This window comes from Streptomyces sp. TSRI0281 (assembly GCF_001905125.1).
Classification (GTDB): domain Bacteria; phylum Actinomycetota; class Actinomycetes; order Streptomycetales; family Streptomycetaceae; genus Streptomyces.
This window is the reverse complement of sequence record NZ_LWLE01000037.1, coordinates 324,966-339,660: the sequence shown is the minus strand read 5'-3', so window position 1 is coordinate 339,660 and position 14,695 is coordinate 324,966. Positions and strand designations below refer to the sequence as shown.

The window sequence follows — 14,695 nt, the reverse complement described above, 5'->3', positions numbered from 1 at the left end:
CCGGTCAGCGGCTCACAGCTCGTGGCCGAGCGCGGCGGCGAGCCGCGTGACCAGGTCGTGTGCGGCGTCGGGGATCACCGTTCCCGGCGGGAACACCGAGGCGGCGCCCGCCTCGTGCAGGGCCTCGATGTCCTGCGGCGGAATCACCCCGCCCACCACGATCATGATGTCCTCGCGCCCCTCCGCGGCCAGTTCCTCGCGCAGCGCCGGTACGAGGGTGAGGTGCCCGGCGGCCAGCGAGGACACCCCGACGATGTGCACGTCGGCCTCGACCGCCTGCCGGGCGACCTCGCCCGGCGTCTGGAACAGCGGGCCGACGTCGACGTCGAAGCCCAGGTCGGCGAAGGCGGTCGCGATCACCTTCTGGCCGCGGTCGTGGCCGTCCTGGCCCATCTTGGCGACCAGGATGCGCGGACGGCGGCCCTCCGCCTCCTCGAACGCGTCGACCAGCTTGCGCGTGCGGTCCACCGAGGGGGACTCTCCTGCCTCTTTGCGGTACACCCCGGAGATCGTACGGATCTGGCCCGCGTGCCTGCCGTAGACCTTCTCCAGCGCGTCCGAGATCTCCCCGACCGTGGCCATGGCGCGCGCGGCCTCGACCGCCAGCGCCAGCAGATTGCCCTCCAGGCCCGGTCCCGGGTCCCGCCCGGCCGCGTCCGTCAGCGCGCGCAACGCGTCCTGGCAGACCCTCTCGTCGCGCTCCTCGCGCAGCCGGCGCAGCTTCTCGATCTGCTGGGTGCGGACGGAGGAGTTGTCGACCTTGAGCACATCGATCTGCTCATCGGTCTCCACCCGGTACTTGTTGACCCCGATGACGGGCTGGCGCCCCGAGTCGATCCGGGCCTGGGTGCGGGCGGCGGCCTCCTCGACCCGGAGCTTGGGGATGCCGGCGTCGATGGCCTTGGCCATCCCTCCGGCCGCCTCGACCTCCTCGATGTGCTGCCAGGCCCGCTCCGCCAGGTCGTGCGTCAGCTTCTCCACGTACGCACTGCCGCCCCACGGGTCGATGACCCGGCAGGTGCCGGACTCCTGCTGGAGCAGCAGTTGGGTGTTGCGGGCGATCCGCGCCGAGAAGTCCGTCGGCAGGGCCAGGGCCTCGTCCAGGGCGTTCGTGTGCAGCGACTGGGTGTGCCCCTGGGTGGCGGCCATGGCCTCCACACAGGTGCGGGTGACGTTGTTGAACACGTCCTGCGCGGTCAGGGACCAGCCCGAGGTCTGCGAATGGGTGCGCAGGGAGAGGGACTTGGCGTTCTTCGGCTCGAACTCCCGGACCAGCCTGGCCCACAGCAGCCGGGCCGCCCGCAGCTTGGCGATCTCCATGAAGAAGTTCATGCCGATCGCCCAGAAGAAGGAGAGCCGCGGCGCGAACGCGTCGACGTCGAGCCCCGCCGCCCGGCCCGCCCGCAGGTACTCCACGCCGTCGGCCAGGGTGTAGGCGAGCTCCAGGTCGGCCGTGGCCCCGGCTTCCTGGATGTGGTAGCCGGAGATGGAGATCGAGTTGTAGCGCGGCATCTTCTGCGAGGTGAACGCGAAGATGTCGGAGATGATCCGCATCGAGGGGCCGGGCGGATAGATGTAGGTGTTGCGGACCATGAACTCCTTGAGGATGTCGTTCTGAATGGTCCCGGCCAGCTTCTCCGGTGGTACGCCCTGCTCCTCGGCCGCCACGATGTACAGCGCCAGCACGGGGAGCACCGCACCGTTCATCGTCATCGACACGGACATCCTGTCCAGCGGGATGCCGTCGAACAGCTGACGCATGTCGTAGATCGAGTCGATCGCGACACCGGCCATGCCGACGTCACCGGTCACCCGGGGGTGGTCGCTGTCGTAGCCGCGGTGGGTGGGCAGATCGAAGGCGACGGAGAGGCCCTTCTGCCCGGCCGCGAGATTACGCCGGTAGAAGGCGTTGGACTCCTCGGCCGTGGAGAAACCCGCGTACTGCCGGATCGTCCAGGGCTGGTTGACGTACATCGTCGGGTACGGGCCGCGCAGATACGGTGCGATGCCGGGGTACGTCCCCAGGGAGTCCAGACCTTCGAGGTCCAGCCCGGTGTAGAGCGGCTTGACCGTGATGCCCTCGGGGGTCTCCCACAGCAGATCGGTCTCAAGGCGGCCGGTCGACTCCTTCACCGCGGCCCGCCACGCGTCGGCCGTCGCGGTGGGCGGTGCCTCGGACTCCAGCGGGACGGTGGAGAAGTCCGGCACCGGGCTCACGGGTGTCCCCGGAGCCGTGGAGGTCTCGCGGGTGTCGGGGGTCTGCATCACGCCACTCCCATGCGGTCGAGTACGGAGGAGAGGACGGCGATCGCGTCGCAGCCGGCGAAGACGAAGGAGTCGACACCGGGGTGATCTCCGGGCCGCCCGGCGAGGAACACCTGACCGGCGCCCGCGGACCTGAGCGCCGAAGCCACCCCTTCCGCGTGCTCCGCGTAGAGCGGGTCGGAGGAGCACAGGCACGCGACCGTCGCCCCACTGGCGGCGAACGCCCCGGCGGCCGTCGACGCGTCCACCGACACCGGGTCGTGCACCGCCTCGATCCCGCCGGCGAGGAAGAGGTTCGACGCGAAGGAAGCCCGCGCCGTGTGTGCCGAAGCGGGGCCCAGCGCGGCGATGAACACCTTCGGGCGCGCCCCCGTGGCCGCCAGATGAGCGTCCGAACGAGCCCGCAGCGCTTCGAACGCCTCGTCGCGGCGGACCCTCGGCAGCCCGCCCTCCGGCGCGCCGGAGCCGACGGGCACGGGCTCGCGCTCCACCGGCCGCTCCGTCAGCTGCGGGAACTCGCTGACCCCGGTCACCGGCTCCTTGCGCCGGGCCAGGTCCTTGGACCGGGCCGCCCAGGTGGCCGCGAGCCGCTCCGCGACCAGCCCGGAGCGCAGGGCGGTGGCCAGGCCGCCCACCCGTTCGATCTCCTGGAAGAAGGACCAGGCGGCGGCGGCGAGTTCGTCGGTGAGCCGCTCCACGTACCAGGAACCGCCCGCCGGGTCGATGACCCGCGCCAGATGCGACTCCTCCATCAGGATCGTCGAGGTGTTGCGGGCGATCCGCCGGGCGAACGCGTCCGGCAGGCCCAGCGTGTGATCGAACGGCAGTACGGTGACGGCGTCGGCCCCACCGACGCCCGCGGCCAGAGCGGCCAGCGTGGTCCGGAGCATGTTCACCCACGGATCACGGCGCGTCATCATCACCGGTGAGGTCACGGCGTGCTGACGCTGCGCACCCGCTCCGGCGGCCCCGCACGCCTCGGCGACCCGCGCCCACAGCCGACGCGCGGCCCGCAGTTTGGCGATGGTCAGGAACTGGTCGGCGGTGGCCGCGTAACGGAACTCCAACTGTGCGCAGGCCGCTTCGACGGACATCCCGGACCCGGTCAGCGCCCGCAGATAGGCGACCCCGGTCGCCAGGGAGAGACCCAGCTCCTCGGCGGCCGAACCACCGGCCTCGTGGTACGGCAGCGCGTCCACGCCCATCGCGCGCAGCCCGGGATACTCGCGGTCGCACACCTGCGCCCAGTGGACGGCGGCGGTGAGGTCGGGCTCGGCGCCGGTGCGGGCCGCCTGCCCGAGCGGGTCCGCGCCGAGACTGCCGCGCGCGGCCTCCTTCGGCACCCCCCGCTCCTCGTACAGGCGGAGCAACTCCCGTACCGCTGAATCGAATGCGGTGGGGGCGTCGAGGGCGACGGGTGCCAGGTCGAGATAGACGCCGTCCAGTGCGCGGGCGAGGCCGGAGACCGGAATCCCGGTGGGGGTGCCCACGGCCAGCCACAGCGAGGTGACGCCGTTCTCCAGATCGCCGAGCACGGCCTCGTTGAGCCGGGCGGGGTCCGGCAGCGCGTGGCGCTGCCGGACGTCCCAGCCGGCCGCCGCGGTCCCCTCGGCCTTGCTGCCTCTGGTGAAGGGGGCGAAGCCGGGGAAACCGGTGTCGGGCGAGGTGTCGTGCGAGGTGTAGAGGGGCCGGGTGGTGAGCCCGTCCTCCAGCGTGGTGGACAGCGCTTCCTCCGCTGCCGCGCCCGAGACTTCCTTGCCCGACTTGCGCAGTACGCCTTCGACGAGGCTCTGCCACTGGTCATGGGAGGGGTCAGGGAACCCGGCGGCCGGAGGGAGCCCGTCAGCAGGCAGGACCGTCATGCTCAGATGTTAGGTCAGGGCATGGAATGAGCAGCAGGGGCACCGTCTGTGACCTTGCCCTCTCCGGAACGCACTTGATCCTTTACGTACCGTGGCGTAACCGGCCGGGCTGTGCGGCGGCGCAGGGGGCCGCGCGGGCGCGGCGGGCCGCTCCGCGTACGCCGCGGATCGGCGACCGGCCGATGCCCCGGAGTGGTATCCGGCGTTTTCCGTTGTCGATTCCCGCGCCGCATGCGACGTTGATCCTGATATGCGTAATTCACGTAGTTAATCGGGGAAAGAGGCACTTCATCGTGCAGACCGCCCGGGCCGTCCCGGCCGCCACCGTTGTCAATCTGCGCGATCTGGGCGGCATCGCCCTGGGGTGCGGCCGCCGGGTGCGGCAGGGAGTCCTCCTGCGCTCGGGGCAATTGAGCGACCTCGATCCGCAGTACGACATGGCGGTGGCCGCACTCGGCATCCGTACCGTTGTCGATCTGCGCACCGCCGATGAGCGCCAGTGGGCCCCGGACCGGCTGCCGGCCGGGGCCAGGCTCTTCGTCGCCGATGTGCTCGGGGGGCATCCGGGTGTCGCCCCGGCCAGGCTGCGGGCGCTGCTGGCCGACCCGGAGGAGGCGAGCCGGGCGCTGGGCGGCGGCAGGGCCGAGGGGCTGTTCGCCGACACCTATCGGCAGCTGGTGCTCTCGCCCGGTGCCGCGTCCGCGTACCGGGCCCTCGTGGAGACCGCGGCCGATCCGCGGGCGAGACCGGTGCTCTTCCACTGCACGGCGGGCAAGGACCGTACCGGCTGGGCGGCGGCCCTCCTCCTGATGATCGTGGGTGCGTCGCGGGAGGTCGTCAGGGCGGAGTTCCTGGCGGTGAACCCGGCGATGCGGGCGGCATTCGCGCCGTACGTCCAGAAGTTCCTCGACGCGGGCGGCGACCCCGACATCGCCTCCGCGATCACCGAGGTCCGCCCCCGCTATCTGGACGTGGCGCTGGATGCCATGGACGAGCGGTGGGGCGGGCTCGACGGATATGTGCGCGACGGGCTGCGGATTCCCGAACCCGCGATGGAGCGGCTGCGCGGCGAGCTGGTGATGCCTGTCTGAGGGCTGCCCCCGAGCTTGGCTCAATACCCCCTGGGGGTCCTGCGCGCCGGAGAGCCGGGCGGGCTCAAGCTCACCGTGAGCAGGGACGGCCGCCCGGTCACCGACCTCCAGCCCATCTCGGGGCGTACGGGCACCTCGGCGCCGTGCGCTCGGGCGACCTGGCCTCTCTGCACGTCCACCCGAACGAGGGGGGACCCGGCCCGGAGGTTCCTTCACGGCGACCGCACCCAGCGAGGGCACCTACCTGCTGTGCCGGTCTGTGTATCGTGAATGTGCCGGATCGGAAGTCCTTCGAGAGGGGCACGCGGTGACGGAACGGAAGCCTGCCGGGGTCAGTTTCGAATCCTGGGTCGACAAGCAGATCCGCGAGGCCGAACAGCGTGGCGACTTCTCCCGGCTGCCCGGTTTCGGCAAGCCGCTCGCCGGCCTGGAACGCCCGTACGACGAGGCGTGGTGGATCAAGGCGAAGATGCAGCGTGAGGGCCTGTCCGTACTGCCGCCGGCCCTGGCACTGCGCAAAGAGGCGGAGGACGCCCGCGACGCGGTGCCCGGAGCCAGGAACGAGGCCGAGGTGCGGCGGATCCTGACCGAGGTGAACGAAAAGATCCGGAAGGCGATCCTGATGCCGCCCGCGGGGCCGCCGCTGAACCTCACGCCCTTCGACGTCGAGGCTGCCGTCCAGGAATGGCGCGCCGAGCACGGCCGCGCCTGACACGTTCGCCCCCTTCGGTCTCCTTCCCTCCCTCTCGCCCTTCCCTTCCTGCCCCCAGCCTGTCTGCTGCCCGCAGGACCCGTCGGAGCCGGGCCGGCCCACGTCCCATGCATCGAAGTCCTCGCTCCGGGCACTCGCGTTGTACGTAACCGTGCTGCGAACCAGGAGATGAAGGAGGCCGACGTGACATCAGCGCACGCCCATGGGCGACGTGGTGGGGCGAAACGGGCAGGCAGACGCTCCGCCCGGCGCGAGACGTTCACCGCCGCAGGCCGGGCGGGATTCATGGCCCGCGGCGTCGTCTATGTCCTCATAGGGGTCCTGGCGGCCCGGATCGGTCTCGGCGACCGCGGGGAGCAGGCCGACCGGCAGGGTGCGCTGGGGCAGGTCGCCGCGCAGCCGTTCGGCAACGCGATGCTGTGGACACTGGTCGTCGGTTTCGCGGGCATGGCCCTGTGGCGGGGCTCCCGCGCCGTCCGTGGCAAGGGCGGCGGCGCCAAGCAGGCGGGTTCGCGGCTGCTGGACGCGGGCCGGGCCGTCTTCTATGTCTCCGTCGGCTGGGGAACGGCCGTCTACGCGGCCGGGCAGGGCCAGGGGGCCGACGGTGACGCCCAGTCGCGCGACTGGACGGCCAAGGCGCTGGAACTCCCCTACGGGCAGGTCATGGTGGGCGCCGCGGGCTGTGTGCTGATCGGCGTCGGCGTCGTACTCGCGGGGCGCGCGGGGCTGAGGCGCTTCCTGCGCCGCCTGGACACGGGCGCGATGAGCCGCCGGACCGAGCGGGCGGTCACGGTGCTCGGCGTCGGCGGGGGAGTGGCGCGCGGTGCCGTGTTCGCCGCGGCGGGTCTCTTCGTCGTGGTCGCGGCGGTCCGCTTCGAACCGGACGAGGCCAAGGGGGTCGACGAGACGCTCCGCAGCTTCGCCATGACCCCCGCGGGTCCATGGCTGCTGATCGCGGTCGCCTTCGGCCTCGTGCTGTTCGGGGTGTTCTCGTTCGCCTCCGCCCGCTGGCGCCGACTGTGAGTGCCCACCTGACCGATACGTCATACTTCCTGTATGACGTCAAGCATGACGACCTCCCGGGGCGGCCCGCACCGCGACGGCGTGGTGATCCGGCGGGCGACGGCGGGCGACGCCAAGCGGCTCACCCGGTTGGTCAGGACCTCGCGTGCGTACGAGGGCCCCTACGCGCCGATGGTGGCGGGCTACCGGGTCGGGCCGGACTACATCGAGACGCACCAGGTCTTCGTGGCCACGTCCGGGGCCGATGCCGCCGCCCCCGGAGCCGAAGCTGCCAACCCCCGGGTGTTCGGCTTCTACTCGCTGGTCCTCTCGCCGCCGGAGCTCGACCTGATGTTCGTCGCCGACGACGCCCAGGGGCTCGGCATCGGGCGGCTCCTCGTCGGCCATCTGCGCGACGAGGCGCGGCGGGCCGGGCTGAGCGGTGTGCGCATCGTCGCGCACCCGCCCGCCGAGGGTTTCTACCGCAGCGTGGGGGCCGAGCGCACCGGCACACTGGCCGCCAATCCGCCCGCGGTGATGTGGGACCGGCCCGAACTGATGCTCGCGATCGTTTGAGCGATCCGCCGCCGGGACGCGAAAGAGTCCCCCCGGACCCCGGACCCCGGGCGCTGGTCAGGCGGTCAGGTTCGCGAGCTCCGCGTTGGCGCGCCCCCTGAGTGCGCCGACGGGCGGGAGAAAGGCGCGGAGGGCGCCCGGCCGACAGTGGCCGGGCGCCCTCCGCGTTCTGACGCGCTCAGGGAGTCCGAGGGCTACGACCAGCCGCCGTACGGACGCGTGATGAGCTCCAGGGCATGACCGCTCGGATCGAGGAAGTACACGCCCCGGCCGCCGTCATTGTGGTTGATCTCGCCGGGGAGCTTCTTGTGGGGATCGCCGTAGTACGCGATGCCCTGTTCCTTGATCCGGGCGAACGCCGTGTCGAACTCCGCCTCCGAAATGAGGAAGGCGTAGTGCTGCATCGTGATCGAACCCTCGGGAATCGTCGCGAAGTCCAGGGTGACGCCGTTCGCGAGGACGACCGGAATGAAGGGGCCCCATTCCGCCCCGACCTCCAGGTCCAGAAGGTGCGCCAGGAACTCGGCGGATTCCCGATTGTTCCGGCAATGAACGATGGTGTGGTTCAACTCGACTGACACTGTGGAATGCCTCCAACGGGCATCTCACGGGCTACCTCCACGCCTCACCCGGCCGGTGACCGACGCGCGATGCCGTGCGAGTGATCCTAGGCGCGCGGGCGGAAGGGCGTCGAGTGCCCAGGATGCGATGGCTGATTTCCGCCCGCCGGGCGGCCCGTCGCCCCGCGGTCGTCCCGGCGGGCGGAGACGCCCGTGATGCGGTCACCTTGGAGATACCGGGTTCACCACGCGGCACCGGGGGCACCCGTAGCAACCTCGCCCACCGTGAGGGAGCCGACCCGCACAGGCGCAGTGAGGAGGCAACCGGTGGTACGGAGATCCGGCGGCGCCCGGGAGACGGGCACGGACCGCGGGGAGAACCCGGACAGCGGGCGTCAGGAGACCGAGGAGGAGCGGGCGGACCGGCGGTGGAGCGATCTGCTCCAGGAGTTGCGCGTCGCCCAGACCGGCGTACAGATCCTGTTCGGCTTTCTGCTCGCCGTGGTCTTCCAGCCACGGTTCGCCGAACTTTCGGTGGCCGACCGCAACATCTACGTGGTGACGGTGCTGCTCGGCGCGGCGACGGCGGCCACACTCATCGGGCCCGTCTCGTACCACCGGCTGCTCACCGGCCGCCGGCTGAAACCGCAGACGGTCACCTGGGCCTCGCGCCTGACGGTGCTCGGCCTCGTGCTGCTGTTCTGCACGATGTGCTCGGCCCTGCTGCTGATCCTCCGTGTCACCCTGCACAACGCGCTGGCCCTGTGGCTGGTGGGCGGCATGGCGCTGTGGTTCCTGATCTGCTGGTTCGCGTTCCCGCTTTGGGAACGCGCCCGAGCTGCCGCGGATACGGCCCCGCACCGGCGGTCCGGCCCGCCGGACTGACCGGGTCAGCCGCCCGTAAGCGCCGGGCTGCGCACATCGGTGATGGTGAAGAGCGCGCCGTCCGGGTCGCGCAGGGTCGCCTCACGGCCCCGGAGCACGGTCTGCTCCTCGATCAGCGTTCCGCCGTGCTGTCGCGCCGCCGCGACCGTTTCGGCCAGGTCCGCCACGGGGAACTGGACCTGCCAGTGCGGGCGCACCACGGGGTCCACGGCGGCTTCCACCGCTCCGGAGCTGATCCGGGCCAGCGGGCGCCCGTCGCACCGGACGATGACCTCTTCCCCCTCGTACGCGACGTCGCAGCAGCCCGGACGCCCGCTGGCCCAGTCGAGCACCTCGCCGTAGAAGATCGCGGCGTCGAACGCGTTCCGGGTCCGCAGCCGCAGCCAGGCGTGCGAATGGTCGTCCGGTGCGGGGGGCGAGCTGGCGGGCGCGGTCCGCTCCCAGAGGCCGAACGCCGCGCCGTCCCGGTCGGCCGCCAGGGCCCCGCGCCCCTTGCCGAGCGCCAGCGGGCCCACCGCCACCGTTCCGCTGCGCTCACGGATCCGGGCGGAGGCGATATCGGCGTCCTCGACGGCGAAGTACGGCATCCAGGCCACGGCGACCTGGTAGACGGCCGACATGGCGCTGATCCCGGCGACGGGCACCCCGCCGCGGCGTGCGACGGAGAACTCCTGGCCGAGCCTCCCCGGGCGGAACGTCCAGCCCAGCACGTCACCGTAGAACTGCTGCGCGGCCACCAGATCGCGGGTCATCAGATTGACCCAGCACGGTGCCCCCGCTCCTGTCAGCGGCGCCGGACCCGGCGCCGTACCCGATGCGCTTGCGCTCATGACCCCACTGCCTTCATCGGTTCTGCGGGGGATCCACGTCGGGCGGGATCACCTCATTGCCGTGATCGCCGAGCTCGTACGGTGACAGGCCCCGGCCGTCCTCGGGAAACCGGTCCGAGCCGTGCACGTCGGGCTCCTCGATATGACTGCGGTGATCGGGCATGTGCGGTTGCTCGTCGGGGCGCGGAGGCGGCAGTTCCGCGTCCCGTTCGCGCATGCCCCACCAGAAGGCGCCGATCAGCACGGCCACCACGGCGACCCCGGCGATGGGCAGCACCACCCCGAGGGCGCCCGCGTCCGCGAGCGTGGTGGCGAGGGAAGCCTGGGCTCCGTTCGTTACGTCCATGCATGCCGCATACCCCGGATAAAGCCTACCAGTCAACTAATTGCGTTAATTCATATTTTATGGGGATGTAAAAGAAAAAATGTTTCATATGGTGTGCCCGGCTCCATGACCCGCTGATCATCACGGTTCGCCGGGCACGGCCCGTGTCCGGCGAACCGGGTGGCGCTCTCGTGTCGCCGCCGGCCGGCTGCTGGGCGAGCCTGGAGGGGGTCCCCGAATTCCCGGCACCCAGCGGAAGGAACCACGGTGAACAGCACGCGAGAGCAGAGTCGAGACCACCCGGCGGGCCGCGAAGTCGTGGTCGCGCTGACCGGATGCGCCACGGAGGACGCGAGGACCGTGTTCGACGTGCTGCGCCGCTCCTTCGACTCCGACCGTCTCGGGAGCGACGCGCCCCAGGAGGGACCGGGACCGCGCCCGACCGTGTGGATGGCCACGGTCGACGTGTCCGAAGCGAAGGCGGCGGCCGAACCCGCACGGCTCTCGGCGCCGGTCACGGTCGATGTGCAGGGCGGCTACTGGGCCGTCGAGCGATTGCGCAGCCAACTGACGGGCGCGTTCACGGTACGGGTCGTCGGCACCGCCGCCGGTGACCAGGAGGAAGAAGTCCGACTGCGGCTGGAGAGCCACTGATGGAACCCCTCGACTCCATGCCGCGGGACGCCGGAAGCCACGACACCGGACGGCGCCGGGCGACCGACGAGCGCTCCACCCTCACCCTGTACGTCAACGGCACCGCGACGACCCTGACCCTCGACCACCGCACCACCGTCCTGGACATGCTGCGTGAGCACCTGGGGCTCACCGGGGCGAAGAAGGGCTGCGACCACGGGCAGTGCGGTGCCTGCACCGTGATCGTCGACGGCCGCCGCGCCAACAGCTGTCTGCTGCTGGCCGTCGCCCACGACGGCGCCTCGGTCACCACGGTCGAGGGACTGGCCGACGGGGACTCGCCGCACCCCGTGCAGCGGGCCTTCGTGGACCGGGACGCCCTCCAGTGCGGCTACTGCACTCCGGGACAGATCTGTTCCGCCGTCGGCATGCTCGGCGAGGCGGCGGACGGCTTCCCCTCGCACGTCACCCCCCGGTCCACCGGGCCCGGCGGACCCGCCGCCCTGGACGCGGACGAGATCCGCGAGCGCATGAGCGGCAACCTGTGCCGTTGCGGCGCCTACCCCCGCATGGTCGAAGCGATCGAGGACGTGGCGCCGTGAAACCGTTCGCCTACCTGCGCCCCGCGTCCGCCGCCGAGGCCGTCCGCCTCGGCGCCGCCCGGCCCGGCTCCCGGTTCCTCGGCGGCGGCACCAACCTCGTCGACCTGATGAAACTCGGGGTCGAGACGCCCGGACTGCTCATCGACATCGGCAGACTGCCGCTGGACCGGGTGTCCCGTACCCCGGACGGCGGCCTGCGTATCGGCGCGACCGTGCGCAACAGCGACCTCGCCGCGCATCCGGACGTACGCGTCCACTACCCCGCCCTTTCCCAGGCCCTGCTGGCCGGTGCCTCGGGACAGCTCCGCAACACGGCCACCACCGGCGGAAACCTGCTCCAGCGCACCCGCTGCCCGTACTTCCAGGACATCTCCAAGCCCTGCAACAAGCGCTCACCCGGCTCCGGCTGCCCCGCCCGCGAGGGCGCCCACCGGGACCTCGCGGTCCTGGGACACTCCGCGGAGTGCGTCGCCACCAACCCGTCGGACATGGCGGTCGCCCTGGCCGCGCTCGACGCCACCGTCCTGCTGCTCGGACCCGAGGGCGAACGGGCCGTACCCCTCACCGAATTCCATCGGCTCCCCGGCGAGAACCCGGATCAGGACACCGTTGTCCGGCCCGGGGAACTGATCACCGACGTGCTGCTCCCACCGCGCCCCGACGGCGCCGTCTCCCTCTACCGCAAGGCCCGCGACCGGGCCTCGTACGCCTTCGCCCTGGCCTCCGTCGCCGCGCTCGTCCAGGTACGCGACGGGCGCATCACGCACGCCGCACTGGCCTTCGGCGGACTCGCCCACCGACCCTGGCGCGCCCGCACCGCGGAAGGGATCCTGCGGGGCGCACCCGCCACGAGGGCCACGTTCGCGCGGGCCGCGGACGCCGAACTCGACGCCGCCCGGCCGCTGCGCGACAACGCGTTCAAGGTGGACCTCGCCCGCAGGATGGCGGTCGACGCCCTGAGCGAACTCACCGGGCAGAGCGCCCCGACGACCTGAAACCCCCGACCACCTCACCCGCCCCGACGACCTGAAATCGGCCGGGCAACTCGCCCCCTGCCGGCCGGGACCGCCGCCACCGCGCTCGTACGCCGTACCCGCCATCGCCCCGTTCCCGGTCGCCCGCATCCCCCCAACGACCCGACACCGGATCAAGGACCCCCGCCATGAGCCACGCCCCCCACCCGCTGGGCGCTCCCGTCGTCCGCCGCGAGGCCCTGGACAAGGTCACGGGCAGCGCGCGCTACGCGTCGGAGCACACCCCGCCCGGCTGTCTGTACGCCTGGCCCGTCCCCGCCGCCATCGCCGCCGGGAGCGTCACCGCCGTGCGCACCGCCGACGCCCTCGCCGTCCCCGGCGTCCACGCCGTCCTCACCCATGAGAACGCCCCGCGGCTCAAGGAGCCCGACGATCCGATCCTCGCCCTCCTCCAGGACGACCGGGTCCCGCATCGCGGCTGGTACATCGCCCTCGTGGTGGCGGACAGCCTCGAATCCGCCAGGGAGGGCGCCGAGGCCCTCCTCATCGAGTACGCGAGCGCCCCGCACGACGTCACGCTCACCGAGGACCACCCGGGCCTCTACACCCCGGAGCAGGCCAACGGCGGCCACCCGGCCGTCCGGGAACGCGGCGACTTCGACGGAGCCTTCACGGCGGCCCCCGTACAGATCGACGCGACCTACCGCCTCGGCGCCCTGCACAACCACCCCATGGAGCCGCACGCCTCCACCGCGGTGTGGGCCGACGGGCATCTGACCGTCCATGACTCCAGCCAGGGCTCCACCTCGGTCCGCGACAGCCTCGCCTCCGCCTTCGGCCTCGAACCCTCGCAGATCACCGTCGTCTCCGAGCATGTCGGCGGCGGCTTCGGCTCCAAGGGCACCGCGCGCCCGCAGGTGGTGCTCGCCGCCATGGCGGCCCGGCACACCGGACGTCCGGTCAAACTGTCCCTGCCCCGCGGCCAGTTGGCCGGGGTCGTCGGGCACCGCGCCCCCACACTGCAGCGGGTGCGGCTCGGCGCCGACCTCGACGGAATCCTCACCGCGCTCGCCCATGAGGCGGTCACCCATACCTCGACGGTCAAGGAGTTCGTCGAGCAGGCCGCCGTGCCCGCCCGCATCATGTACATCTCCCCGCACAGCCGCACCACCCATCGGGTGGCCGTACTGGACGTCCCCAGCCCGTCCTGGATGCGCGCACCGGGGGAGGCGTCCGGGATGTACGCGCTGGAGTCGGCGATGGACGAACTGGCCTGCGCGCTCGGTGTCGACCCGGTCGAACTGCGCGTGCGCAACGAACCGGCGAGTGAACCGGACAGCGGTCGCCCGTTCAGCAGCCGGGGTCTGTCCGCCTGCCTGCGCGAGGGCGCCGAACGCTTCGGCTGGTACGACCGGGACCCCGCGCCCGCCATCCGCCGGGACGGGCCGTGGCTGCTCGGCACCGGGGTGGCCTCGGCGACGTACCCCGTACTCGTCTCCCGCTCCACCGCGTCGGCGCACGCGGCCCCGGACGGCGGCTACCGCATCGCCGTCAACGCCACGGACATCGGCACCGGTGCGCGTACGGTCCTCGCACAGATCGCCGCCTCGGTCCTCGGTACACCCGTGGAGAACATCCGGATCGCCATCGGCGACAGCGACCTGCCCACCGCCCCGCTGGCCGGCGGTTCCTCCGGTACGGCCTCCTGGGGGTGGGCGGTACACAAGGCCGCCACCGCCCTCGCCGCACGGCTGGGCGAGCACACCGGTCCGCTCCCGGCCGACGGGCTCACCGTCACCGCCGACACCGAAGAGGAGACCGCCGCGGAATCCCCGTACGCGCGTCATGCCTTCGGCGCCCACTTCGCCGAGGCGGCCGTCGACACCGTCACGGGAGAGGTCCGGGTGCGCCGACTGCTCGGCGTGTACGCGGCCGGGCGCATCCTCAACTCCCGTACCGCACGCTCCCAGTTCATCGGTGGCATGGTCATGGGTCTGGGCATGGCACTGACCGAGGGAAGCAGCATGGACCCCGTCTTCGGCGACTTCACCCAGAGCGATCTCGCCTCCTACCATGTGCCGGTCCACGCGGACGTGCCCGACATCCAGGCCCACTGGATCGACGAGGAGGACCCCCACCTCAACCCCGTGGGCAGCAAGGGCATCGGGGAGATCGGCATCGTCGGCACCGCCGCCGCCATCGGGAACGCCGTGCGCCACGCCACCGGGGCGAGGCTGCGTGAACTGCCGCTCACCCCGGACCGGCTCTTGCCCTATCTGCCCTGACCCGTCGAAGGTGCGGGGCAGGGGCCGGCTCCCGGCCGGGGGGTGCGGGCTTGACAGGGAGATTCCCGCCTCCGAAAACCGCGCTATCAGGGC

The 14,695-nt window shown here is 71.9% G+C and carries 14 protein-coding genes and 1 pseudogene; 10 read left to right on the top strand and 5 right to left on the bottom strand.

Features of this window, described 5'->3' with window-relative positions:
* Positions 1-12: 12 nt before the first annotated feature.
* A complete protein-coding gene (gene scpA, locus A6A29_RS40485) occupies positions 13-2,265 on the bottom strand; it encodes a methylmalonyl-CoA mutase (protein WP_073728725.1) in 2,253 nt (750 codons plus the stop codon).
* A complete protein-coding gene (locus A6A29_RS40480) occupies positions 2,265-4,127 on the bottom strand; it encodes a methylmalonyl-CoA mutase family protein (RefSeq protein ID WP_073728723.1) in 1,863 nt (620 codons plus the stop codon). The genes scpA and A6A29_RS40480 overlap by 1 nt, the downstream gene beginning before the upstream one ends.
* A gap of 293 nt (positions 4,128-4,420) precedes the next feature.
* Here A6A29_RS40480 and A6A29_RS40475 point away from each other — a divergent pair, with 293 nt between their 5' ends.
* The 5 genes and pseudogenes from A6A29_RS40475 (at position 4,421) to A6A29_RS40460 (ending at position 7,508) form a co-directional block, all read left to right on the top strand.
* The gene (locus A6A29_RS40475) at positions 4,421-5,218 is read left to right on the top strand and encodes a tyrosine-protein phosphatase (RefSeq protein WP_073728721.1); all 798 of its coding nucleotides are present in this window, start codon (positions 4,421-4,423) and stop codon (positions 5,216-5,218) included.
* A 33-nt stretch (positions 5,219-5,251) separates the two neighbouring features.
* Positions 5,252-5,468: pseudogene (locus tag A6A29_RS47385) on the top strand (hypothetical protein); the annotation flags it as partial.
* 57 nt (positions 5,469-5,525) lie between these two features.
* The gene (locus A6A29_RS40470; protein ID WP_073728719.1) at positions 5,526-5,930 is read left to right on the top strand and encodes a J-domain-containing protein; all 405 of its coding nucleotides are present in this window, start codon (positions 5,526-5,528) and stop codon (positions 5,928-5,930) included.
* Between the two features lie 183 nt (positions 5,931-6,113).
* On the top strand, positions 6,114-6,953 hold the full coding sequence (locus A6A29_RS40465) for a DUF1206 domain-containing protein (protein WP_241838829.1): 840 nt from the start codon (positions 6,114-6,116) through the stop codon (positions 6,951-6,953).
* Between the two features lie 33 nt (positions 6,954-6,986).
* Positions 6,987-7,508 carry a GNAT family N-acetyltransferase gene (locus tag A6A29_RS40460; RefSeq protein ID WP_073728715.1) on the top strand — a complete coding sequence of 174 codons (522 nt, stop codon included), beginning with the start codon at positions 6,987-6,989 and terminating at the stop codon, positions 7,506-7,508.
* A gap of 194 nt (positions 7,509-7,702) precedes the next feature.
* Here the strand turns inward: A6A29_RS40460 and A6A29_RS40455 are convergent, their stop codons facing one another.
* Positions 7,703-8,089, bottom strand: a complete 387-nt coding sequence (locus tag A6A29_RS40455) for a VOC family protein (protein ID WP_073728713.1) — start codon at positions 8,087-8,089, stop codon at positions 7,703-7,705.
* A gap of 306 nt (positions 8,090-8,395) precedes the next feature.
* On the opposite strand from A6A29_RS40455, the gene A6A29_RS40450 reads away from it, so the two are divergent.
* Positions 8,396-8,953, top strand: coding sequence for a DUF6328 family protein (locus A6A29_RS40450; protein WP_073728711.1), 558 nt, complete (start codon positions 8,396-8,398; stop codon positions 8,951-8,953).
* 5 nt (positions 8,954-8,958) lie between these two features.
* Here A6A29_RS40450 and A6A29_RS40445 read toward each other — a convergent pair whose 3' ends face one another.
* Positions 8,959-9,783, bottom strand: a complete 825-nt coding sequence (locus A6A29_RS40445; RefSeq protein ID WP_073728709.1) for a VOC family protein — start codon at positions 9,781-9,783, stop codon at positions 8,959-8,961.
* Between the two features lie 13 nt (positions 9,784-9,796).
* Positions 9,797-10,129, bottom strand: a complete 333-nt coding sequence (locus A6A29_RS40440; protein ID WP_073728707.1) for a DUF6479 family protein — start codon at positions 10,127-10,129, stop codon at positions 9,797-9,799.
* A 246-nt stretch (positions 10,130-10,375) separates the two neighbouring features.
* Between A6A29_RS40440 and A6A29_RS40435 the strand changes: the two genes are divergently transcribed.
* From A6A29_RS40435 to A6A29_RS40420, 4 genes are all read left to right on the top strand, one after another.
* A complete protein-coding gene (locus A6A29_RS40435) occupies positions 10,376-10,762 on the top strand; it encodes a hypothetical protein (protein WP_073728705.1) in 387 nt (128 codons plus the stop codon).
* A gap of 17 nt (positions 10,763-10,779) precedes the next feature.
* Entirely contained in the window at positions 10,780-11,343 is a 564-nt protein-coding gene (locus tag A6A29_RS40430; protein ID WP_073728906.1) for a 2Fe-2S iron-sulfur cluster-binding protein, read from the top strand.
* Complete coding sequence (locus A6A29_RS40425) at positions 11,340-12,338, top strand: FAD binding domain-containing protein (protein WP_073728703.1); 999 nt, start codon at positions 11,340-11,342, stop codon at positions 12,336-12,338. Before A6A29_RS40430 ends, A6A29_RS40425 begins: the two co-directional genes overlap by 4 nt.
* A 167-nt stretch (positions 12,339-12,505) precedes the next feature.
* A complete protein-coding gene (locus A6A29_RS40420; protein WP_073728701.1) occupies positions 12,506-14,602 on the top strand; it encodes a xanthine dehydrogenase family protein molybdopterin-binding subunit in 2,097 nt (698 codons plus the stop codon).
* Positions 14,603-14,695: the final 93 nt, after the last annotated feature.